The sequence below is a fragment of the Kineosporia sp. NBRC 101677 genome (genome assembly GCF_030269265.1).
In the GTDB taxonomy this organism is placed as follows: Bacteria; Actinomycetota; Actinomycetes; order Actinomycetales; family Kineosporiaceae; genus Kineosporia; species Kineosporia rhizophila.
In genome coordinates this window covers 155,070-176,303 of sequence record NZ_BSTA01000003.1, presented here as the reverse complement: position 1 = coordinate 176,303, position 21,234 = coordinate 155,070, and the positions used below count along the sequence as shown (strand labels likewise).

Annotated in this window: 20 protein-coding genes and 1 riboswitch; of the genes, 13 read left to right on the top strand and 7 right to left on the bottom strand. The window is 70.8% G+C overall.

Annotation, left to right across the window (positions count from 1 at the left end; genetic code table 11):
• The first annotated feature begins 125 nt into the window (after positions 1-125).
• A complete protein-coding gene (locus QSK18_RS10385; RefSeq protein WP_232812837.1) occupies positions 126-1,625 on the top strand; it encodes a high affinity choline transporter 1 in 1,500 nt (499 codons plus the stop codon).
• A 93-nt stretch (positions 1,626-1,718) separates the two neighbouring features.
• On the opposite strand, the gene QSK18_RS10380 is transcribed toward QSK18_RS10385, so the two are convergent.
• Positions 1,719-2,447: an alpha/beta fold hydrolase gene (locus tag QSK18_RS10380; RefSeq protein WP_285618206.1), complete on the bottom strand. Its 729-nt coding sequence runs from the start codon at positions 2,445-2,447 to the stop codon at positions 1,719-1,721.
• A 148-nt stretch (positions 2,448-2,595) separates the two neighbouring features.
• Between QSK18_RS10380 and QSK18_RS10375 the strand changes: the two genes are divergently transcribed.
• The 3 genes from QSK18_RS10375 (at position 2,596) to QSK18_RS10365 (ending at position 5,175) form a co-directional block, all read left to right on the top strand.
• Positions 2,596-3,969 (top strand): L-serine ammonia-lyase, encoded by a 1,374-nt coding sequence (locus QSK18_RS10375; protein ID WP_285618203.1) that lies wholly within the window; start codon positions 2,596-2,598, stop codon positions 3,967-3,969.
• A 113-nt stretch (positions 3,970-4,082) separates the two neighbouring features.
• The gene (locus tag QSK18_RS10370) at positions 4,083-4,373 is read left to right on the top strand and encodes a hypothetical protein (protein ID WP_285618200.1); all 291 of its coding nucleotides are present in this window, start codon (positions 4,083-4,085) and stop codon (positions 4,371-4,373) included.
• Positions 4,357-5,175 (top strand): hypothetical protein, encoded by an 819-nt coding sequence (locus tag QSK18_RS10365; protein WP_285618198.1) that lies wholly within the window; start codon positions 4,357-4,359, stop codon positions 5,173-5,175. Before QSK18_RS10370 ends, QSK18_RS10365 begins: the two co-directional genes overlap by 17 nt.
• Here QSK18_RS10365 and QSK18_RS10360 read toward each other — a convergent pair.
• Complete coding sequence (locus tag QSK18_RS10360; RefSeq protein WP_285618195.1) at positions 5,126-6,412, bottom strand: MFS transporter; 1,287 nt, start codon at positions 6,410-6,412, stop codon at positions 5,126-5,128. The genes QSK18_RS10365 and QSK18_RS10360 overlap by 50 nt on opposite strands.
• Positions 6,413-6,587: 175 nt before the next feature.
• Between QSK18_RS10360 and QSK18_RS10355 the strand changes: the two genes are divergently transcribed.
• From QSK18_RS10355 to QSK18_RS10315, 9 genes are all read left to right on the top strand, one after another.
• Positions 6,588-7,691 (top strand): FecCD family ABC transporter permease, encoded by a 1,104-nt coding sequence (locus QSK18_RS10355; RefSeq protein ID WP_232812832.1) that lies wholly within the window; start codon positions 6,588-6,590, stop codon positions 7,689-7,691.
• Positions 7,692-7,723: 32 nt separating this feature from the next.
• The gene (locus tag QSK18_RS10350) at positions 7,724-8,728 is read left to right on the top strand and encodes an ABC transporter substrate-binding protein (RefSeq protein WP_285618192.1); all 1,005 of its coding nucleotides are present in this window, start codon (positions 7,724-7,726) and stop codon (positions 8,726-8,728) included.
• Entirely contained in the window at positions 8,725-9,495 is a 771-nt protein-coding gene (locus QSK18_RS10345; protein WP_285618191.1) for an ABC transporter ATP-binding protein, read from the top strand. Before QSK18_RS10350 ends, QSK18_RS10345 begins: the two co-directional genes overlap by 4 nt.
• A 54-nt stretch (positions 9,496-9,549) precedes the next feature.
• Positions 9,550-10,770 (top strand): prolyl oligopeptidase family serine peptidase, encoded by a 1,221-nt coding sequence (locus QSK18_RS10340; protein WP_285618189.1) that lies wholly within the window; start codon positions 9,550-9,552, stop codon positions 10,768-10,770.
• Positions 10,771-10,814: 44 nt separating this feature from the next.
• Positions 10,815-11,354, top strand: a complete 540-nt coding sequence (locus QSK18_RS10335) for a GNAT family N-acetyltransferase (RefSeq protein WP_285618186.1) — start codon at positions 10,815-10,817, stop codon at positions 11,352-11,354.
• A 10-nt stretch (positions 11,355-11,364) separates the two neighbouring features.
• Positions 11,365-11,547: riboswitch (cobalamin riboswitch) on the top strand.
• A 42-nt stretch (positions 11,548-11,589) separates the two neighbouring features.
• Positions 11,590-12,642, top strand: coding sequence for a FecCD family ABC transporter permease (locus tag QSK18_RS10330; protein ID WP_285618184.1), 1,053 nt, complete (start codon positions 11,590-11,592; stop codon positions 12,640-12,642).
• Positions 12,639-13,466, top strand: a complete 828-nt coding sequence (locus QSK18_RS10325; RefSeq protein ID WP_352396511.1) for an ABC transporter ATP-binding protein — start codon at positions 12,639-12,641, stop codon at positions 13,464-13,466. Before QSK18_RS10330 ends, QSK18_RS10325 begins: the two co-directional genes overlap by 4 nt.
• Entirely contained in the window at positions 13,463-14,533 is a 1,071-nt protein-coding gene (locus QSK18_RS10320) for an ABC transporter substrate-binding protein (RefSeq protein WP_285618181.1), read from the top strand. Before QSK18_RS10325 ends, QSK18_RS10320 begins: the two co-directional genes overlap by 4 nt.
• A gap of 133 nt (positions 14,534-14,666) precedes the next feature.
• Positions 14,667-15,116 carry a hypothetical protein gene (locus QSK18_RS10315; RefSeq protein ID WP_232812824.1) on the top strand — a complete coding sequence of 150 codons (450 nt, stop codon included), beginning with the start codon at positions 14,667-14,669 and terminating at the stop codon, positions 15,114-15,116.
• Positions 15,117-15,398: 282 nt separating this feature from the next.
• Here the strand turns inward: QSK18_RS10315 and QSK18_RS10310 are convergent, their stop codons facing one another.
• The 5 genes from QSK18_RS10310 to QSK18_RS10290 form a co-directional block, all read right to left on the bottom strand.
• Entirely contained in the window at positions 15,399-15,791 is a 393-nt protein-coding gene (locus QSK18_RS10310) for a hypothetical protein (protein WP_232812823.1), read from the bottom strand.
• The gene (locus QSK18_RS10305) at positions 15,788-18,259 is read right to left on the bottom strand and encodes a DUF8616 domain-containing protein (protein ID WP_285618179.1); all 2,472 of its coding nucleotides are present in this window, start codon (positions 18,257-18,259) and stop codon (positions 15,788-15,790) included. Before QSK18_RS10305 ends, QSK18_RS10310 begins: the two co-directional genes overlap by 4 nt.
• A gap of 126 nt (positions 18,260-18,385) precedes the next feature.
• Positions 18,386-19,054 (bottom strand): nicotinamide riboside transporter PnuC, encoded by a 669-nt coding sequence (gene pnuC / locus QSK18_RS10300; RefSeq protein WP_285618177.1) that lies wholly within the window; start codon positions 19,052-19,054, stop codon positions 18,386-18,388.
• Between the two features lie 97 nt (positions 19,055-19,151).
• Positions 19,152-19,862, bottom strand: a complete 711-nt coding sequence (locus QSK18_RS10295) for an alpha/beta fold hydrolase (RefSeq protein WP_285618176.1) — start codon at positions 19,860-19,862, stop codon at positions 19,152-19,154.
• Complete coding sequence (locus QSK18_RS10290; RefSeq protein WP_285618175.1) at positions 19,832-21,217, bottom strand: serine hydrolase domain-containing protein; 1,386 nt, start codon at positions 21,215-21,217, stop codon at positions 19,832-19,834. Before QSK18_RS10290 ends, QSK18_RS10295 begins: the two co-directional genes overlap by 31 nt.
• Between the last annotated feature and the right edge of the window lie 17 nt (positions 21,218-21,234).

Genomic DNA, 21,234 nt, shown 5'->3' with positions numbered 1-21,234 from the left:
TCGGGAGCCGGTTAACACGATTGTGTGCCGCCGGGTAGCACGGACGTAACACGAGGGGGGCTGAATCGGGCTCCATATCTGTCGATCGACAGAAATCTCCTCGTGTCCTCCGGTCAGGAGCCTTCATGATCACCATCGGTGTCGCGATCTCGGTGCTGGCCGTGCTCGTCGTCGGTCTGGCCGTCGCCCGCAAGGTCGACGGCGACAGCGCCAACTACCTCGTGGCCGGGCGCCAGCTCGGTGTCCCCCTGGTCGCCGTCTGCCTCACCACGGCCGCCGTCGACAGCAACGCCACCGTCGGCAACACCGACCTGAGTGCGGCCGCCGGCTTCTGGGCCGGTGCCTCCCTGGCCCTGGGCCTGGCCATCTGCCTGCTGCTGGCCGGGCTCTTCCTGGCCAAGCCGATGAACCGGATGGGCCTGTTCACCCTGGGCGACTTCTTCGCCCGCCGCTACAACCGCCCGGTCGAGGTGGTCGCGTCGATCCTGATGATCTTCGCCTTCACCATCCTGCTGGCCGGGAACCTGGTGGCGATGGGCTTCCTTCTGGAGACCTTCACCGGCCTGCCCTACGAGGCCGGCGTGGTGCTGGCGGTCGGCCTGATCCTGGCCTACACGATCGGCGGCGGGATGTACTCCGACGCCTACACCTCGATCATCCAGGCAGTGATCACCGGCGTCGGCACCGTTTCGCTGTTCGTCTGGGTGGCCGTCAACTACGGCATCTCCTCGCCCGAGGGCATGGGCCCGTTCGACCTGGGCCAGCTCACCGACCCGGGCCAGGGAGCCGCGATCAACTGGGCCACCCTGATCTCGCTGGGCATCGGCGACCTGGTGGCGATCGACTTCATGCAGCGCATCTTCGCCGCTAAGACCCCCGAGGCGGCGCAGAAGGCCTGCTTCATCGGCGCCGGGGCGACCGCCACCGTGGGTGTGCTGTGGTCGCTGATCGCTCTGACCTCGGTGGTCGAGCTGGGCCTGACCTCCGCCTCCGGACCGATCGTGTACCAGTTGCTCGACAACCACGCGCCGGTGCTGCTCGCCATCCTGGCCCTTTCCGGCATCGTCGCGGCCTCCTTCTCCACCGCCTCCGGCGCCATCCTGGCCACCTCGGCGGTGGCCGTGCGCAACATCGCCGGCGTGCGCCGCGAGGTCGCCCCCGGCCACCACGACCCGCTGCTGCGCTGGACCCGCGTGGTGATGATCCCGATCGTCCTGGTCGGCATCCTGCTGGCGCTGCGGGTGAGCCAGACCGGCATCCTGCTGACCCTGGCGTTCGACCTGATGCTGGCCTGCCTGATCGCCCCGTTCCTGCTCGGGCTGTTCTGGAAGCGCTCCACCTCCACCGCCGCCCTGGCCGCGGCCGGCGTGGGCCTGGTGCTGCGCCTGACCCTGCTCGCCCTCACGCCGACCCTCTACGGCGTGCCGAACGATCTCATCTACGTGGACAACAGCCTGGTGACGGCCGACTTCGACGGCTGGGCAACCATGCTCACCGCGATCGTCAGTCTCGCCGTGTTCGTGGGCGTCTCCCTGGCCACCCGCGCCCACGCCGACGAGGAGCCGGAACTGCGCACCGCCGACCGCTTCGCCACCGAACCCGCCGCTCTCGCCACCGCCGACTGATCCGCTTCACCGGAGGCCGGCCTGGGCGTTGGGTGCGTCCAGGCCGGCCTCCGGGCGACCCGGGGCAAAGCGACGGATCTGCGGGACCCGGACCTACTGGGCCAGGAACTCCCGCACGATGGTCGCGATGAGCTGGGGGCGCTCGCGGATCAGCAGGTGGCCGGCGCCGGGCACGATGCACAGCTGGGCCCGGGGGATGCTGCGGGCGATCAGGGCGGTGTGTTCCAACGAGATCATGTCGCGGTCGGCCGCCATCACCAGGGTGGGGGCGGTGACCCCGGCCAGGGACTCGGGGGCGATCTGGGGCTCCTGCTTCCACAGCTCGACGAGTTTGCCCACCACCACGTCCTCGTGACCGCCGCCGTCGGGCGAAAGGCGCGCATACTCGTCCGTAAGCTGTTGATGTTGCTCGGCACTCATGGTCCCGGCCGCCTCCTCGTCGGACACGAAGCCCGACGGGTCGAGATTCGCCGCGATCGCCACCAGTGAAGCGACCCGGTCGGCGTGGTCGCGGGCCAGCAGCAGGCCGGTGATCGCGCCGTCGCTGAAACCGACCAGGTGGGCCTTGGGCAGGTTCAGAGCGTCGAGGTAGGCCAGGGTGTGCTCGACCATGGCGCTGTAGGCGAAGGGGCCCTCGACGTCGGCCGTGCGGCCGTGGCCGGGGCGCTCGGGGGCGTGCACCTCGTAGCTGGGGGCGAGGGCCTCGCCGATCTCGCGCATCGCCTCTGCCGAGCAGAAACCGCCGTGCAGGAGGACGAGGGGTGCGCCGGAGCCGTTCACCTCGTAGTGGGTGGGGCCGTGGGGGAGGTCGATGGTGGGCACCCGGTCACCCTAGGGCTTGGGTGGCGTCGGGCTCGTACGGCACCAGATCTTGCTACCGGAGGGGCGGGCGGGCGAATAATTTCGGGCCGGATCGACCGGCGGGCGCCGATTGTTTGGTGGGGCTCCGTGCGGCGTCCTATCCTCGCCCGTGACCATTTCCGTGTTCGATCTCTTCAAAGTCGGCATCGGGCCGTCCAGCTCGCACACGGTGGGGCCGATGCGCGCGGCCTACCTGTTCGTCACCCGTTTGCGTGCGGCCGGGCTGCTCGGGCGCACGAGTGCGGTGCGCTGCGAGCTGTTCGGCTCCCTCGGCGCGACCGGGCACGGCCACGGCTCGGTCAAGGCGGTCGTGCTGGGGCTGGCCGGGGAGCAACCGCATCTGGTCGATCCGGTGGCGGCCGACCCGATCGTGCAGAAGGTCCAGGACAATGGACGACTGGTGCTGGCCGGGGAGCACGAGATCGGTTTCTCGGTGGCTGAGGACGTGGTGCTGCACCGGCGCCGCAAGCTCGACTTCCACACGAACGGCATGATTTTCAGGGCCATGGACGAGTTGGGTCAGGTTCTCGAGGAGCGCGAGTACTACTCCGTGGGCGGCGGTTTCGTGCTGGACGAGGACGAGGCCGGGCGGCCGGTGCTGCGGGCCGACGCCACGCCGGTGGCCTATCCGTTCAGTACCGGCGACGAACTGCTGGCGCTCACCCGCAGCACCGGCCTGCGGATCAGCGACATCATGCTGGCCAACGAGCTGGCCTGGCGTTCCGAGGCGGAGGTGCGGCAGGGGCTGCTGGAGATCTGGCAGGTGATGCGCGAGTGCGTGGAGAAAGGCACCCACACCGGCGGGGTGCTGCCGGGAGGGCTGAAGGTGCGCCGCCGGGCGGCCCGGCTGCGTGAGCAGTTGGAGAACGACCTGAGCGAACCCGATGCCCTGCACGCCATGGAATGGGTCACCCTGTACGCCCTGGCGGTGAACGAGGAGAACGCGGCCGGCGGGCGGGTGGTCACGGCGCCCACGAACGGAGCGGCCGGCATCGTGCCGGCGGTGCTGCACTACGGCGCGAAGTTCCTGCCCGGCTTCGACGACGACTCGGTGGTGCGGTTCCTGCTCGCGGCCACCGCGGTGGGTCTGCTGTTCAAGGAGAACGCGTCGATCTCGGGGGCGGAGGTGGGCTGTCAGGGTGAGGTGGGCTCGGCCTGCGCGATGGCCGCCGCCGGGCTGGCCGAGATCCTCGGCGGCACACCGGAACAGGTGGAGAACGCGGCCGAGATCGGGATCGAGCACAACCTGGGGCTGACCTGCGACCCGGTCGGCGGGCTGGTGCAGATCCCGTGCATCGAGCGCAACGCGGTGGCCTCGGTGAAGGCGATCACCGCGGCCCGGATGGCGCTGGGCGGCGACGGCATCCACCACGTCTCGCTGGACAAGGCGATCAAGACGATGCGCGAGACCGGGGCCGACATGTCGGTGAAGTACAAGGAGACCGCCCGGGGCGGGCTGGCGCTCAACGTGGTGGAGTGCTGAGCCGTTAGGCCGGGGGAGGGACGCTCCGGAGAGGCGTAAACAGGGGACAGGCCTGGCCGAGAGAGACCGTGGCACGCAAGTGGCACCCACGGCAGCTCAACGGAATGAGGCGAATGTCCACGCGCACGGTTCGGTACGCCCTGATCAGCACGATCGCGACGTTCGGTCTTCTCGTGGGCTCGGCCTCGGCCGCCTCGGCGGCGCCCCAGGCGTCCAAGGCACCCAAGGCGTCCAAGGCTCCGGTCTCCTTCGGGGCCGGCGGTCTCTCCACCTCTTCGGACAGGCCCGACCACGCCTGCCTCAGCGGCGGGGACAGCTGCGTCAGCAGCGACCCGAAGGTGAGTCTGGTCCAGCGCGGTCAGCACCGCCGGTTGCCGCTTCCGCGTGGTGATCGACTGGGGTGACGGCCGGGCGGCCCAGACCGCCGAGCTCGGCGGCTCCAAGGACGCCAAGGTGTGGAAGGTCGGCCGCAACTACCCCGGTGGGGTGGCGGCGCGGCAGGCCTACCGGATCACCGCCAAGGCGAGTGTGCTGCAGGACAAGGACAAGCGCGGCTGCAGCATCGAGTCGGCGGCCACCGCGCTGACCCTGATGTGCACCCCGCAGCAGCTCAGCGGCCCGGCCTGGAACACCCGCTTCCCGGGCGGCCAGAGCGCGGTCGAACTGCTGAACGACAGCTTCCGCCCCCGGGTGGAGAAGTTCGTCGCCGCGATGACGAACGCCGGGATCACCGTGCGTCCCACCTCCTCGCTGCGCTCACCCCAGCGCTCGTACCTGATGCACTTCAGCTACCGCATCGCCAAGGGCCAGATCTCCCCGGCCGAGGTGCCCGCCTACGTGCCGGTGGGTTCGGAGCCGGCGCCCAAGGTGTGCTGGCAGCACCGCACGAAGACCGGCAAGACGGACACCCAGGCCTCGGTCGCGGCGGCCCGCCAGCTGCTCGGCGCGCTCGGCGTGGACTCCGCCCTGGCCACCCCGCCGGCCCTGCGCAGCCGGCACAACACCGGCGACGCGATCGACATGGCCGTGTCCTGGTCCGGCCCGAGCGTGAAGATCAAGAACGCCGAGGGCAAGTCGGTGCGGATCACCTCCGGCCCGCAGGACGGCACCAACGCCCGGCTGATGGCGGTGGGGGCGAGCTACGGCGTGCACCACTTCAGCCCGGCTGCGGTCGACCGGAACCACTGGTCGAGCGACGGCCGCTAGGGCTTCGGGGAGCCAGGCGGCCGGTGCCGGACATCCAGCTGATCAGTCCCGCTCCGGCCAGCCCCACCAGCAGCAGGAACAGGAAGGGCAGGGCCCGGCCGGGGCCCTGCCCGAAGCGGTCGAGCAACTGGCCCACGGCCACGTTCACCACGGTCGCGGCCAGGGCCTGCACCAGGTAGTAGAAGCCGTAGTAGGTGCCCCCGAGGCGCTCGCTGCCGACCTGGGGCAGCAGGGTCATCGAGAACGGGTTGGCCACGGCCGTGCCCACGGTGAACAGGGCCGTGCCGAGCAGCACCGGCAGCACGGCGAGCAGACCGCCGGTGCTCCACCGCCCGGCCGGGGCGTCGGCCAGGGCCGGGCCGGCCAGCGCCAGCGGCCCGAACCCGGCGCCCATCAGGGCCAGACCGGCGGCCATCGAGGCGCCCTCGCTGTAGCGGGCCTTGAACCACGAGGTCAGGGGCACCGAGCCAAAGATGCCGATCAGGGTCGAGGCGATGAACACGGCGCTGACCGCGGCCTCCACCCCGGAGACCCGCTGGGCCTCCACCGGCAGGGCCAGGTAGAGCTGCCCGAAGAGGGCGAAGTAGGCCGAGCCGCCGAGCGCGAAGAGCAGGAACCGGCGGTTGGTCAGGACCTCGTGCCAGCCCTGGAGCAAGCTGGTCTCCAGCCGGGGTACCGGCCGGGCGGGCAGGACCAGCACCTGGCCGAGGGTCAGCACGGCGAACACGGCGCAGGCCACCCCGGCGACCAGGCGGAAGTCCACGGCGATCAGCAGGGCGCCGAGCAGTGGGCCGATCAGGGCACCGGCGTGGCCCACGGTGTTGAGCAGGGCGAAGGCCTCGGCGCGGCGCTCGCCCGCGTCCTGCATCAGGTAGGCGCGCACCGCCGGGCCGAACACCGCCCCGGCCAGACCGGTGAGCATGGCCGCCGCGATCAGCCCGGGCAGCGAGCCGACCAGGGTGAACAGGCCGAAGGCGAGCACCCGCAGGGCACAGCCGAGGATGATCATCGGGCGGGCGCCCAGGCGGTCGGCGGCGGCCCCGGTGAACAGGGTCAGGCCCTGCTGGGCGAGCATGCGCAGGGCCAGGACCAGGCCGATGGTGCCCGCGGCGTAGCCCAGGCCGTTCATGTACCCGGCCAGGAAGGGCAGCACCAGGAAGAAGCCGAGGTTGATGCCGAACATGTTGATCATCAGCAGCCGGCTGGCTGCGGGCAGGCCGCGGTAGGCGCTGAGCACGGACGTTCCTCACGGCCTCCGGACGGGTGGACCAGGTCAGCGTAGGCTCCAGATCCGCACTTGCCACCGACTGTTGCAAAGATCTCGCAGTCCGGCGTCATGCCTCCGAGCTCTATTGCATAGGCTTCGCAACAACGGCCGGTGCACTGCGGGCCGTGAACCGAAGGTGGGTGACATGGCGGGGGAACTCGTCGGCGAGAGGCGGTCCCTGCAGCCCCAGGTCTCCGACCTCGGCCTGTCCGGGCAGCGCCGCCGCGGCTCGGCCTGGCTGATCGGCCTGTCCGGGCTGCTGGTGGTCAGCGTCCTGCTCGGGGTCGGCGTCGGCGCCGTGGCGATCGGCCCGGCCTCGGTGGCCCGGATCATCGGCCACCACCTCTTCGGCCTGCCCGGCACCCCGACCTGGAGCCTGCCGCAGGACGCGATCGTCTGGCAGGTCCGCCTGCCCCGGGTGCTGCTGGGCGTGTGCGTCGGGGCCGGCCTGGCCGTCTGCGGCATGGCCCTGCAGGCGATGGTGCGCAACATGCTGGCCGACCCCTACCTGCTGGGCATCAACTCGGGCGCCTCCAGCGGGGCGGCCGCGGCGATCCTGTTCGGGGTCGGCGTCGGCTTCGGCGAGAACGCGCTGCCCTTCACCGCCTTCCTGGGGGCGTTGGCCGCCTCATTCCTGGTGTTCCTGATCGCCCGCAGCGGCGGGCGGGTGACCTCGGTGCGCCTGCTGCTGGCCGGGGTGGCCGTCGGCTACGCCCTCTACGCCCTGACCAGCTTCCTGATCTTCGCCTCGGACTCGGCCGAGGGCTCCCGCTCGGTGATGTTCTGGCTGCTCGGCTCGCTGGGCCTGGCCCGCTGGGGGGTCTCGCTGGGCATCGTGGTGGCCGTGGTGCTGCTCACCGTGGGCCTGCTCACCCTGTGGGGCCGCCGTCTGGACGCGCTGGCCATCGGCGACGAGACCGCGCACACCCTGGGCATCTCGCCCGACCGGTTCCGCACCCGCCTGCTGGTGCTGGTGTCGCTGTGCATCGGCGTGCTGGTGGCCGCCTCCGGCAGCATCGGCTTCGTCGGCCTGGTGATCCCGCACGTCGCCCGGCGCCTGGTGGGGGCCCCGCACGCGCGCGCCGTACCGGTCGCCGCCCTGCTCGGCGCCATCTTCCTGGTCTGGGCCGACGCCCTGTCCCGCACCCTGCTGCAACCCCAGGAACTGCCGATCGGGATCATCACCTCCCTGGTCGGGGCGCCCTTCCTGCTGGTCCTGATCCGCCGCCTGCACGCCACCAGCGCCTAGAACCTTTGAACACTCAGTCGAGGAGCACGTTCATGCCAGTCATCACCCGCCCCGCCATCGCCGCCACGGCAGCCGGGGCGCTGCTCCTCCTGAGCGCCTGCGGGGGTTCGTCCGAGGCGGACACCAGCGACGTCGCCGCCGGGGGCAGCAGCAACTACCCCGTCACGGTCGAGAACTGCGGCGCCGACGTCACCTTCAGCACCGAGCCGGAGCGGGTGGTGCTGCTGAAGAGCGCCTCGGTGCCCTACCTGCAGGCCCTCGGCGTGCTCGGTGACGTGACCGCCCGGGCCGGGCAGTACCCGGAGGCCTACTACGACGACGCCACCAACGCCGCCCTGGCCAAGATCCCGCTGCTCACCGACAAGACCGACACCAGCGGTCACCTGCAGATCTCCAAGGAGATCGTGATCAGCCAGGAGCCGGACCTGGTGCTGGGCGAGACCGACAACCTGAACCGCGAGACCCTCGACGCGGTCTCGATCCCGCTGATGGAGGAGCCGGGCCTGTGCGGAGAAGGCCTGACCGACCCCGGTTTCGACGACATCTACTCCCAGATGGAGACCTACGGCAAGGTCTTCGACCGTCAGAGCGAGGCCGACCAGGCCGTCGCCGCGTTGAAGGAACGCCTGGCCTCGGTCGAGAAGAGCGCGGCCGGCACCGAACCCCGCACCGCCGCAGTGCTCTACCCGACCGTCGGCGGCGGCGTCACCTACGCCTACGGCACCCGCAGCATGGCCCAGCCGCAGCTCGAGGCCGCCGGTTTCACCAACGTCTTCGGTGACGTGGACGAGCGGGTGTTCGAGGTGACCCTGGAGAAGCTGATCGGGCTGAACCCCGACGTGCTGATCCTGCTGTACTCCGACGGCGACCCCGAGGCGGTCACCAAGTCGATCACCGACCTTCCGGGGGCCGAGAAGCTCACCGCGGTGGCCAACGGCGACGTGATGCCCCAGCTGTTCAACTTCACCGAGCCGCCGAGCCCCCTGGCGATCGACGGTCTCGAGGCGATCATGGAGCGATTCGGCTCCCAGCCGTGATCCAGGCCGAGGGGCTGCGGTTCGCCTACGGCAAGAGCCCGGTGGTCGACGACGTCACCGTCACCGCCCGCACCGGGCGGGTGCTGGGCCTGATCGGGCCCAACGGCAGCGGCAAGACCACGCTGCTGCGGCTGCTGTACGGCTCGCTGCGGCCGGCCTCGGGAACGGTCAGCGTGGACGGCCGGCCGCTGGGGGAGCTGGGCGCCCGCGAGGTGGCCCAGCACCTGGCCGTGGTGGTGCAGGAGAACGGCACCGAGACCACCATGACGGTGGCCGAGATGGTGCTGCTGGGCCGCGGCCCGCACCTGGGCACGTTCGCCCGCACCAGCACCCAGGACGAGGAGATCGCCTGGACCGCCCTGCAACGGGTGGGCGCCCTGCACCTGGCCCCGCGCAGCTTCGCCGGGCTCTCCGGCGGCGAGAAGCAGCGGGTGCTGATCGCCCGTGCGCTCACCCAGCAGGCCAGCCACCTGCTGCTCGACGAGCCGACCAACCACCTGGACATCCGCTACCAGCACGAGATCCTCAGCCTGGTCAGGGATCTGGACACCAGCGTGGTGGTGGTGCTGCACGACCTGAACCTCGCCGCCCGCTACTGCGACGACCTGGTGCTGCTCGAGAACGGCCGGGTGGCCGGGGCCGGGCCCGCCGCCGAGGTGATCGACGCCGGCCTGATCGAGCGGGTCTACGGCATCGGCGTGGAACGGATCGAGCACAAGGGCGGCATCCATCTACTCTTCGAACCGAGGGTTTTCTCCGGAATCTGAGCATGCGAGCCTGGTCCTGTCCGCCAGTCAAGGAAGACGAGGACAGGAGTTCGCATGCCCCAGCCCATCGGTCGCCGCAGCGTCCTAGCCGCCGGCCTGGTTCTGCCCGGTGCCCTGAGCATCACGAACGCCGCCGGCGCCGGAGCCGACGAGAGGCCCACCCGGTTCCGGCTCGAGGCCGAGACCCTCGACGGGGGTGAGCAGGTCACCGCCGTCACCCTGGACACCGACCGGCTCGGCCCGATCACCGCCGAAGGCCTCACCACCAGCACGTTCACCGTGCACGCGAAGGCCACCAGCCCGATCCCGGGCGCCAGTGGGTACGACCTGGACCGGGTGGTCACCCGGGCGCGGCTGGATCACCGCGGCAACATCGTGCTCGAACTGGAGCACGGCGAGGGGAAACCCGGTGCGGCGACGCTCGGCTACGTGGTGACCCGCAGCCGGAACGTGCGACTGAACCTGGAATACACGATCACCCAGAACCAACCCGTGCCCCGGCGGTTCGGCAAGCCCCTGCTGATCGAGCGTTTCGAGCAGGGCAGGCTGGTCAACCCCGAGGTGGACGCGTTCGGTCACCACGAGATCAGCAACGGCCTGAAGTACCGGCTCTACACGCCTTCCGGGCGGGGCAAGCGTCCTCTGGTGGTCTGGCTGCACGGCGGCGGCGAGGGCGCCTCGCTGCCGGACGGCTACTACGACAACGAGACCACGCTGCGCGCGAACCGGGGTGCGCTCGGCTTCGCCACCCGGGAGGGGCAGAAGATCTTCGGCGGCGCGTATGTGGTTGCCCCGCAGAGCACCTCGTACTGGATGGAGGACGGCCCGCGGTTCGCCCCGATGATCAGGAAGGTGATTGAGGACGTGTCGGCGCGGCACCCGATCGATCGCGACCGGGTGCACGTGGTCGGGTGCAGCAACGGCGGCTACATGAGTCTGAAGATGACCACCACCTACCCGGACCTGTTCGCCTCCTCGGTGCCGATCTGCGGCGTGGTGGCCGGTAACCCGCCGCTCATCCCGGACGCCGAGCTCCGGGCCATCCGTACCCCCACCTGGCTCGTCACCTCGCTCGACGACGCCACCGTCGACCCGCAGGCCAACACCGTGCACGCGAGCGAACTGATCCCGCGCTCGCGGGTGACGCTCTACGACGAGGTGGTCTGGAACGGCTACAGGTTCCCCGGCCACTGGTCGTGGATCTACGTGGGCCGCAACGATCCCAGCATCAAGGGCACCCACGTCTGGCAGTGGATGGCCCGGCAACGCACCTGAACCGTATGCCCGGGGCGGGAGTGTCGGGATGAGAAGCTGACCCCGTGATCTCTGTAGCCACTCCCGCCGACCGGACCCCGATCGTCCGCACCCTGGTCGCCGCGTTCTCGTCCGATCCGGTGCTGCGCCACATCTTCCCCGACCAGGAGGAGTACGAGCACGGCGCCGCCGCCTTCTTCGGTCACGTGTTCGACAAGAGGGTCGGCATGGGGGCGATCTGGACCGTCGAGGGCGGTGTCTCGGTGGCGATCTGGGAACCGCCGGGCACGCCCCCGGCCAGCAGCCCTCTGGAACTGCCGGAGCCCGCCGCGTCCCGGCTGCGCGCCTACGACGAGGTCGTGCACGCCGCCTTCCCCGAGTCCTCGTACTGGTATCTCGGGGTTCTCGGCACCCACCCCGACCACACCGGCCAGGGTCTGGGGCGGGCGGTCATGCAGGCCGGGCTGCAGCGCGCGGCCGAGGCCGGGCTGCCCGCCTACCTGGAGACGGCCACCCGCCGTAACGTGGCCCTGTACGAGCGGTCCGGCTGGAAGGTCGTCGCCGAGATCGACGAGCCGGTGCCCACCTGGGTGATGCAGCAGTAGTCCCGCGTGCTAGCCTCCGGCACGAACCGATCGCATCCGGGTGGATGCCAGGGAACTCCGGTGCAATTCCGGGACTGGCGCGCAGCGGTAAGGGCGACGGCGGCACGACTCGCCACTGGGGAGCCTCTCCCTGGGAAGGCCGTGCCACCGGTTGACCCCGAGTCCGAAGACCTGTCGGTTCACGTGTTCGTCGACGGGCTCTCGCGACCAGGGCCCGGGACTGGAGAGGTCATGCGTGGACCCGTCGCCCACCCCTGCCCGGCGCCGCCTGAAGTTCTGGCCCCTGGCCGCCGCGCTGACCGTGGCGTGCCTGGTCAGCGTCGTTATCTCGCTGGCGTTCGGCTCTGAGCACATCCCGCTGGGTGAAGTGGTCTCCGCCGTCACCGACCGTCTCGACGGCAGCGGACCGGGCCGCTGGGACGTCATCGTCTGGGAGCTGCGGCTACCGCGTGCCCTGATGGCGGTGGTCGTCGGTGCCGGACTTGCGGTGGCCGGCGCCGGAATGCAGACACTGGTGCGCAATCCCCTGGCCGACCCGTTCCTGCTGGGCATCAGCTCGGGCGCGTCGGTCGGGGCGACCGCGGCGATCACCACCGGTTCCCTGGCCGGGTTCGGCATCTACGCGGTCTCGGGCGGCGCCCTGCTCGGGGCGATCGGCTCGGCCCTGCTGGTCTACCTGGTGGCGATGACCCAGGGCGGGCTGACCCCGTTGCGGCTGGTGCTGTCCGGAGTCGTTCTCTCGTCCGGACTCTCGTCGATTGCCTCGTTCCTGGTCTTCCTCAGCGACGACCCCCGGGCCGCGGACTCGGTGATGTTCTGGATGCTCGGCAGCGTGGGCGGCGCCACCTGGGAAAAGCTCTGGATCCCGGCACTTCTCGTGGCCGTGCTGGCGCTGGGCATGCTCGCCCTGCACCGCTGGCTGGACGCCCTGGCCGTCGGCTCGGACACGGCCGCAGCCCTGGGAGTGAACGTCGTCGCCCTGCGGACCACCCTGTTCGTCGGCCTGGCGGTGCTGGTCGGGGTGCTGGTGGCGGTGAGTGGGGGGATCGGCTTCGTCGGGCTGATCGTGCCGCATGCGGCCCGGCTGGTGGTCGGCGCTCAGCATCGGGTCCTGCTGCCCGTCGCAGCCCTCGGTGGTGGTGTATTCCTGCTCTGGGTAGACGTTCTCGCCCGACTGGCGGTTCGCCCGCAGGAGATTCCGCTGGGCGTGGTCACCGGGGTGATCGGGGCCCCGTTGTTCCTGCTCCTGATGGGCCGGGGCCAGTACCGGTTCGGCGGCGAACGATGACCGTGGCCCTGCGCGTGAAGGGCGTGTCGGCCCAGCTCGGTGGCCGCGAGATCCTGAGCGACATCGACCTGGACGTTCCGGCCGGGCAACGCCTGGGCATCGTAGGGGTGAACGGCGCGGGAAAATCCACCCTGCTGCGCGTTCTGGCCGGAGTGCTGCGCCCCAGCGCCGGAGAAGTTCAGATTGCAGACGCCTCAGGGCACCTCGAGGACGCCCGTCACCTTGCGTCCCGGGAGCGGGCGCGCCGGCTGGCCTTCGTGCCGCAGGAAGAAGTCGTGGCCGCGGAACTGCTCGTGGGTGAACTGGTGGCCCTCGGGCGAGTGCCCCGGACCCGCCCCTGGTCACGCGGCGGCCAGGACGAAAGAGCCGTGGTCGAGGCGGCTCTGGACGCGGTGGGCCTGGCCGACCGGATCAGTTCGCCGTGCGACCAGCTCTCCGGAGGCGAACGGCGGCGGGCGGTGCTGGCCCGCGGTCTGGCCCAGCAGTGCCCCGTGCTGCTGCTCGACGAGCCCACGAACCAGCTCGACGTCGCCTGGCAGCTCCGGCTTCTCGAGGTGTTCGCCACCCAGTCGCAGACCCTGGTCGCCACCGTTCACGACCTCGACCTGGCGCTGCGCTTCTTCGACACCCTGGCGGTGGTCGGCCGGCCGGAAGGCATCAGCGCCAGACCCGCCCGCATCGTCGCGATCGGTCCACCCGCCGACGTTCTCAGCGCCGCCCACGTCGACGCCCATTTCGGCGTCGGCTCGGTGCAGGTGCCCCATCCCCAGCTCGACCAGCCCCACCTGCTCATCCACCCCCGAGAGGAAACCCGGACCAGATGAACCGCCCCGCCACGAGACTCGCAGTGCTCGCCCTGGGCTGCACCGTCCTGACCGCCTGCAGTTCTTCCGACTCGCCGGAGGCAGCCTCCGGCGCGGGCGCCATCACCGTGGAGAACTGCGGGGAGAAGGTGAGCGTGGACGCGCCGGTCACCGAGCTCTACGCCTACGACGGTGGCATCATCTCGATCGCCCTGGCGGTGGGCGCCCGCGACGAGCTGGTCGCCGTCACCGGCATGGCCCGCGACCAGGACGTGCTCGAGCTGGCCTACCCGGACGCCCGGGTGGACCAGCTCAAGGTGGTCGGCGACGAGTTCCCCACGCTGGAGAACGTGCTCGCGGTCGACCCCGAGATGATGTTCGCCGGCTACGGCTACGGTTTCAGCGAGTCGCGCAACCTCATGCCGGAGATGCTCCACGAACGCGACATCAAGACCTACCTGCTCAGCGAGACCTGCCGGCAGGACGACGGGGCCCGGGGAACGATGGAGGCGTGGACGGCGCTGACCACCGACCTGCGTAACCTGGGCGAACTGACCGGGCACGGCGAGAGCGCCGAGGCGGTGGTGGCCGACATCGAGAAGCGCCGGAGCGCGCTGGAATCCGCTCCGAAGGGCGAGGAGAAGCCGACCGCCTTCCTCTTCGACTCCGGCACCGACGCCATCTTCACCTCCGGCTCGTTCGGGGCGCCGCAGGCCATCTTCGACACCGCCGGGGTCACCAACGCCACCGCCGACGTGGAGGACACCTGGACCGAGGTCGGCTGGGAGCGTCTGTCCGCCTCCGACCCGGACGTGATCTTCTTCGTCGACTACCCGGGCCAGTCGTACGAGGAGAAGGTGGCCGTGCTGAAGGCCAACCCGGCCTCCCGCGACCTGACCGCGGTGAAGGAGGAGCGCTTCGTCAACCTGCCCTACGCCCTGTGGGTCTCCGGGCCGCTGAACATCGACGCGGCGGAGTGGGTGCGGCGCTCGATCGAGCACTTCGGGCTGGCCCCGGAGTCGGGGATCCGCTCCGACCTGGACATCACCAGCCTCCCGGAACTGCCCGGGAACACCTGGGTGGAGTGACCTTCTAGCCGGATTTCGCGGGTTTCGGGCGTTACCTCCGTGAGATGTCTGACATGCCGTCGCCCCCGTGGGTCGATAACGTGCAGGTCAGGTATGTCCAGGAGGATGTCGAGGCAGGCGGAGGAGCGCACCGATGAGGATCGACAGCCAGGTGGAACCCCTGGTCCGTCAGACCCTGGCCGCGGTGGTGGCCCGTAGCCCGGAACGCTCCACCGGTGCCATCCAGGCCCTGGTCGACCAGGGCGACGAGGCCTACGGCGAGGCGGTCGACCTCTGCTTCGCGGTGGGCAACCAGGTTCTCTGCGACCTGCACGAGGGGCCGCCCCAGCGGGACCGGATCGCGACCCTGGCCCGCAGTGCGGTGCGGATGGAGGCCTGGGCCGGGATGGACCAGCCCACGGTCGAGACCTTCATGACCGCGCTGGCCGAGGAGCGCGATCCGGCCGCCGAGATGCTGCCCGCCGACGCCGCCCTCACCGGCTTCGTGGTGGGCGGCTGGCTGCTGTCGGCCTCGGCCCCCGAGAACGCCTCGTGGGAAGCAGTTCTGGACGATGCTCTGGACACGATCTTCACGGTTCCGTGACCGGACGCCGGCGGCGAGGTGCTGCGCTGAACCTGCCGCGGCCCGTAAAGATCGTTGGCGGGGTGGGTTTCGGCCTACTTGAAGTACTGGGACACGGCCCAGAGCACGAGCAGGATGATCAGGATTTCCACGGAGCACCTCACATCGGGGTGGGGACGACTCCAGCCATGGTGGTGAAGTACCGGCCGGTGGCCAAGACTCGGGTCAGGCCGGGGGCAGGGCCGGTTCAGTCCCACGCACGAACGCTGCACCCGAGGTGTTGTGGGGGCAGCGGTTCTGTGTTCACGGCTCCAGCAGGGCCTGCTCGATCTGCAGCAGTTCGTTCGGGCTCAGGGCCGGCTGCTCCCAGCCGCGCAGCTCGATGTGCAGGATGAACGGCAGCGGCACGGCGGCGTCGTACTTGTCCACGTAGTGGGCCAGGTCGCGGGGCCAGACCCAGGCGCCGTCGGTGACCACGGCCATCGGCGCCACGGCGGTGACCGACGGGTCGAGTACGTCGTCGAACATCGCCGCGGTGGCCGCCAGCACGGTGTTGCCCCACAGGTAGTCGAGCAGCATCTCCTTCTTCGCGCCCACCGGCTCGCGCCGGCCCGTGGCCAGGGCCTCGTGCAGGCTCGGCCCGTCGGGGCGGCCGTGGGGCAGTTCCCGGAAGAACCCGGCCTCACTGATGATCATTGCTGCCCCTGGGGCTGGTAGACGGCCCACTGCCCGGTCGGCACCAGCGGGGAGGGGCCCACGACGAGGCGGCCGGAGTCGAAGGCGTGGACCGTGTCGTCGGGGGCCATCACCGGCACCCCGAGCTTGTCGGCCAGGGCCTGGGCGGCGTGGGCCGCCGTCCCGCCCACGGCCCCCGGAACCAGCCGGATCGGGCCGCCGGCGTAGTCGGTGTCGTTCAGGATCAGCTTGGCCACCGTGCGGGGGTTGAATCCGTTGCCACTGCTGCTCAGGTCGGTCTGGAGCACCACGTCGTGGAAACCGGCGGGCGGGATGGCGCGCGCGGTGAACTCGGCGAACACCTCGGCCTTGGTGGGCACCCCGGCTCCGCCCAGCTGGAAGGTGTGCAGGTAGTTCTCGCAGGTGCGCCGCAGGGCCCGGCCCTCGACGGCACCGGCGAAGGTCACCGGGGTGAAGGTCAGGCTCAGCTCGGCCGCGTCGGCCAGCAAGGCTGCGGGAGGGGCCGAGCGCAGGTAGGTGCCCAGGGCCGCGCGGGGATCACGCACGAAAGTTCCGGCCCCGTAGCCGTGCCAGGAGAGGAAGGATGCGGCTCCGGAGACCGCGTACCCCTGGCCCAGGTAGCCGGTCGACAGCAGCATCAGCGCCACGCCTGTGCCGACCAGGAGCACCTGCTCGAGCACCGTCATCCCGGCCCACCAACCGCCCAGCTCGGCCAGGAGACCGGTGAGCCACAGCGACGTGGTGGCCCGGACATCGGCGGGCACCGCTGAGTAGGCCAGCCAGAGCGCAGCGGCCAGCAGGACGAGCAGGAGCCCGGAGCTGACCCGCCAGACGATGAGCTGGGACCGGCGGGCCGGGCCGCTTCGCCGGGCGTGGGCCTCCAGCCGCGCGTGCCGGGCCATCTCCATCGCCGCCCGCCCGCGCACCAGCCGGGTCAGGCGCGATTCCCCGCTCACTCCGGCGTGCGCCGCCAGGATGACCATCTTGTCGCGTGCCGCGTAGGCCGCCAGGGCGCACACGTCGACCGTCAGGGCGCGCCAGAGCCGGGCCAGCAGCCACTTGCTCACGGCCAGGCTTTCGCGGGCCACGGCCTTCACACCTGAGCCGCGCGAACCGGAGCCCCCTGCGGCGCGATGCCGCGCCCGGTCGCGGTCGTCGTCTTCCTCGCTGTCTTTCGCTTCCGGTGGTTCGGGCAGACCGGCGGGCGACGTCGGCTGGCCGGGAGGGGTGAGTTTTGAGGCATCAGTCGGCTGCGAGGTAGGGGGCGCCGGGTCTTTCGGGGACGAGGCGGCGGGCCAGGCACTGGGGGGAGTGACGGTGGGCCAGGCGGTTGAGGGAGTCGGCGAGGTCAATGCGTCTGGAGTCATCCGGCCGACGGTGCCAGCGGTGCCGACGGTGTCAGCGGTGTCAGCGGTGTCATTGGTGCCGGGGTGTCCGCCTTCGGCGGCGGGCTGGGTGGCCGGCGGGCGCACCCGGACCGGCTCCGTGGACACGCGCGCGGCCCAGTTCTTCGTCCATCGGGCGGCCGACCAGGGCGTGGGCAGGATGGTCAGGTCGTTGCGCTGCTCGTCGACGGCGAGCAGGTGCCGGGCGTCGGTCAGCAGTGCGGCCAGTGCGGCCAGCCCGCTGGCGACCACCAGGATCGGCACCAGGGGCAACGACTCCAGCGTCCCCGAACCCAGCCGGAGCCATTCCGGCACCAGCGCCGGTGAGGCGGCACCGACGTCCTTTGTTGGTGCCAGAACCGTGGGCCACCACAACAGAACCGGTGACACCAGCGAAACTGCGCGCAGCAGGACGGCGCTCGCGCCGTCGAGGCGCGCCGCGCGCCGCCACCCCGCAATGGCGAGGCCGACCGCGGTGGTGACCAAGGGCGTCCACACCTGGACGGGGTGGGCGACTGCGGGGGAGAACCAGAGTCCCAGCACGGTGCGTTGGGCGGCCAGGAAGGCCAGGCCGCCGGCGAGACCGACGAGGAGCCAGTCACTGACGGCGAAGGCGCGCAGACGTTCGGGGCGGCTCAGGGCGATGACGAGCACCGGCGCCAGCGTGAGCACCGACTGGCCGAGCGCCGCACCGGTGAGTTCGGTGGCCACCGTGCCGGCGTGGGGCAGCAGGGCTGCGCCGAGCCCGGCGGCCGCGAAGGCCCAGACCAGGCAAGCCGCGAACAGGCCGGACAGGTGGGCCCAGCGCAGGGTGCGGGTGACCATGACCAGGAACCCGAGAACGAACAGCAGGTAGACCTGCCCGAACGAGGTGACGGCGGGGCGGGTGACCGGCAGCAGGGCCAGGGTGAGCACGATCCAGGCCACCGCGGCCCACAGGCTCACGGCCCGGGCCGTGGGCCCCGGCCGGAGCCGGGCCCGGAGCCGGTTCCTGAGCCAGGGGATGCGCCTGCCGCGGTCCTGCTCGTCCTCGTGCTCCTCGTCCAGCGTGGCCGGACCGTTCCCGATCGTCTGCGTCGCCATTCCCGGTTCCTGTTGTGACCCTGACACTCCCTTCGCGCCTGAAGAAACGGGCAGCGAACCACGCGATGCTGCCCGGCCGGGTGTTATCCGGGTGCTGCGTCAGGGGTATGTCCTGGTCAAGAACCGTCAGGCGCCCACGGTCTCCAGGGTGGGCCGCAGGACCGCGTTGCGCCGCTTCCAGACGAAGAAGCCGGCCAGGGTGAACACCCCGTAGAAGGCGTACATCAGGCCGGAGGCGTAGTAGCCGGCCGAGAACAGCAGCGGCACCCCGACGATGTCGACGGCCACCCAGATCAGCCAGAACTCGGTCCAGCCCTTGGCCATGCCGTAGGTGGCCAGGATCGAGCCGACGAAGATCCAGGCGTCGCTCCAGACCGGCTCGTACGAGCCGAGCGCCCGGAACACCGGGGTCAGTGCCAGCGTGCCGCCGATCATCGCGGCGACCAGCAGGAGCCGGGTGCGCCCGGAGGCCCAGCTCGGCTCGACCACCTCGCTCTGTGCGCTGGGGCGGTGGGTCCAGCGCCACCAGCCGTAGGCCGAGACCGCGATGAACATGATCTGCCGCCCGGCCTGGCCGAGCAGGTTCACCGGGTTCGGGGTGCCGAAGGCGACGCCGAGGAAGACGGTCAGCAGCAGCACGTTGCCGACGATGCCGACCGGCCAGGCCCAGACCCGGCGGCGCATCCCGCCGAGCGCGCTGAGCAGACCGAAGAGGTTGCCGATGACCTCACGCCAGAGAATGGTCTGGTTGCCGATGGACAGCTGGGCGTCGAACACCCAGTGGATCAGGCCCATTTGTCACCCTTTTGAATGATCTGCTCAGGTCGCGTCCCGGTGAAGCGCACGACGGGGGAACTCGGCAGCCCCCGTCGGCATTCCGCCGGGTGCCGACTCAGGTGAGGCGGCGGCAGACGGCGGCCACCGGCTCCGGATGCGCGGCCATGGCCAGGTGACGGGCGTGGGGGATCTCGAGCACCTCGGCGTCGGGTACCTGCTCGGCCAGGCGGTGCAGGAATCTGGCGGGGGCGATCGGGTCGTGCTCGCCCCGGATCAGGACGACCGGCACGAGCACCTTGGCCAGGCGCTCGGGCAGGGGGTAGCCGAGCATGTGGGGCAGGGTTCCGAAGAAGGACCGGGGCCCGCCGCGCAGGTAGTCGCGCAGCACCAGGGCGTTCAGATGCATCGGCTCGCCCAGGGTGTCGCGGCCCAGGCGCCAGGCCTGCCTGAGGGCGGTGGGGGCGTCGGGATCGGTGACCGGGCCGATCAGGACCACCGCGGCAGCCAGGCCCGGATTGCGCACCGCGAGCTCGGTGACCACCTGGCAGCCCATGGAATGCCCGACCAGCACCGGGTTCTGCAGGCCGGTCCGGTGCAGGACCGTTTCCAGGGCCTCGGCCTGCTCGGTGATGCTCAGGGCCGGGCGGGGGCGGCCGCCGGCGCCGAAGCCGGGCAGGTCGGGGACCACGACGCGGTGGGTGCGGGCCAGGTTCCCGGTGAGCGGGGCGAAGTAGCGGCCGGAGACGCCGATCCCATGCACCAGCAGCGCCTCCGGGCCATCGTCGGGGCCGGTGCTCAGGTAGGTCGCCTCACGGTCGTTCGCCATGTCCGCCACCGTAGTGTGATGCTCAGGACCGCCACCACGGCCAGCAGCCCGAGGCAGAGGTGCAGCAGGACGCTGACGTCGGGGGCCCAGAGGAAGACCTGGCTGCGGGTCACGCCCAGCTGACCGGGCAGGGCCAGGAGACCGACGGCCAGGGTGGTGACGGCAGCGCCGGACCAGATCATCGACCTCGAACGAGGATGGTTACGACGCAACAGGAGTCGGACGATGACGGCTCCGAGCACCAGGGCCAGTACTGAGAGCACGGCCAGGAGCACCCGGTAGAGCGGGTCGGGGCCGTGAACCTGCGGCTCGGCCCCGGCCAGCAGTGATGCGATGCCCATCGAGGTGTCCATGAGCTGGGCGTCGCGGAAGGGGCTGTAGGCGTTCTGCAGCAGCACCACTGCCTGATTGCGCTGGGGGAGCAGCAGGACTCCGGCCTGGAATCCGGGGGCGGCGCCGCCGTGCCAGACCATTGGTTCGTCGGTGCCCGGGACCGTGGTGGTGCGCCAGCCCAGGGCGTAGTCGTCGACCTGCTCGGCGTGCAGCAGGTCTCGTTCGGAGTCGGTCAGGACGGGGCCGCCGGGTAGCTGGGTGCTCGCGAAAGCGGCCAGGTCACCGAGGGATCCGGTCAGGTAGCCGGCCGCCTGGGTGGCCGCGTCCACCCGGCTGTCGAAGGGCCGGACCGAACCGAGAACGTAGCGGTGCCCAGGTGGCAGCGCGCGTTCGGCCTGCTCGGGATCGGCCGGTACCGAGTGCATTCCGGCCGGCGCCAGGAGTCGTTGCTGCAGGGCCCGCCCGAAGCTCTGCCCGGTGACCGACTCGGCCACGGCGGCCAGCACGACGTAGTTCAAGCTGGAATACGAGTGTTTTCGCTCGCCGAAGCTCTGCTGATCGAGGGCTCCGACGATCTGGGTGGCCGAACGGCCGGGGCCGTAGTGGTCGGTCAGTTCCAGTCCGCGGGGCAGGCCGCTGGTGTGGTCGAGCAGCTGCCGGATCGTGGTGCTCGGGTCAGGGAAGCTCGGGACGTGTTGTACAACAGGATCTTCGAGGTCGAGCAGGCCGTCCCGGGCCAGCAGCACGACGAGTGTGGCGGTGACGGGCTTCGACACCGAGCCCCAGAGGAAGGGGGTCTGTGCGGTGATCGGCTCGCCGTCGCCGTCGTCGCCGAAAACGGCTGTGTGCTGCGGTCCCTCGGCCCCGATCACGGCATAGGCGGCTCCGGGCACGCCGGTGGCTTCCAACTGCTTTTGGACGTAGGTGTCCAGCGCGGCTGGGGCGGTGGACGTGGGGGGTGGGCCGGCTGCCGGGGACAGGAGGAGCAGGGCGCTCAGAAGAGCTCTTGACCATATGACCATATGAAAACCATAACCAT

What these genes read in the sequence shown, in the direction of transcription:
- QSK18_RS10350 (WP_285618192.1), top strand. Translation starts at nt 7,724, where the DNA reads ATGCCAGTCATCACCCGCCCCGCCATCGCCGCCACGGCAGCCGGGGCG.
- QSK18_RS10385 (WP_232812837.1), top strand. Translation starts at nt 126, where the DNA reads ATGATCACCATCGGTGTCGCGATCTCGGTGCTGGCCGTGCTCGTCGTC.
- QSK18_RS10290 (WP_285618175.1), bottom strand. Translation starts at nt 21,217, where the DNA reads ATGGTCATATGGTCAAGAGCTCTTCTGAGCGCCCTGCTCCTCCTGTCC.
- QSK18_RS10315 (WP_232812824.1), top strand. Translation starts at nt 14,667, where the DNA reads ATGAGGATCGACAGCCAGGTGGAACCCCTGGTCCGTCAGACCCTGGCC.
- QSK18_RS10355 (WP_232812832.1), top strand. Translation starts at nt 6,588, where the DNA reads ATGGCGGGGGAACTCGTCGGCGAGAGGCGGTCCCTGCAGCCCCAGGTC.
- QSK18_RS10310 (WP_232812823.1), bottom strand. Translation starts at nt 15,791, where the DNA reads ATGATCATCAGTGAGGCCGGGTTCTTCCGGGAACTGCCCCACGGCCGC.
- QSK18_RS10295 (WP_285618176.1), bottom strand. Translation starts at nt 19,862, where the DNA reads ATGGCGAACGACCGTGAGGCGACCTACCTGAGCACCGGCCCCGACGAT.
- QSK18_RS10370 (WP_285618200.1), top strand. Translation starts at nt 4,083, where the DNA reads ATGTCCACGCGCACGGTTCGGTACGCCCTGATCAGCACGATCGCGACG.
- QSK18_RS10325 (WP_352396511.1), top strand. Translation starts at nt 12,639, where the DNA reads ATGACCGTGGCCCTGCGCGTGAAGGGCGTGTCGGCCCAGCTCGGTGGC.
- pnuC (WP_285618177.1), bottom strand. Translation starts at nt 19,054, where the DNA reads ATGGGCCTGATCCACTGGGTGTTCGACGCCCAGCTGTCCATCGGCAAC.
- QSK18_RS10340 (WP_285618189.1), top strand. Translation starts at nt 9,550, where the DNA reads ATGCCCCAGCCCATCGGTCGCCGCAGCGTCCTAGCCGCCGGCCTGGTT.
- QSK18_RS10320 (WP_285618181.1), top strand. Translation starts at nt 13,463, where the DNA reads ATGAACCGCCCCGCCACGAGACTCGCAGTGCTCGCCCTGGGCTGCACC.
- QSK18_RS10305 (WP_285618179.1), bottom strand. Translation starts at nt 18,259, where the DNA reads ATGGCGACGCAGACGATCGGGAACGGTCCGGCCACGCTGGACGAGGAG.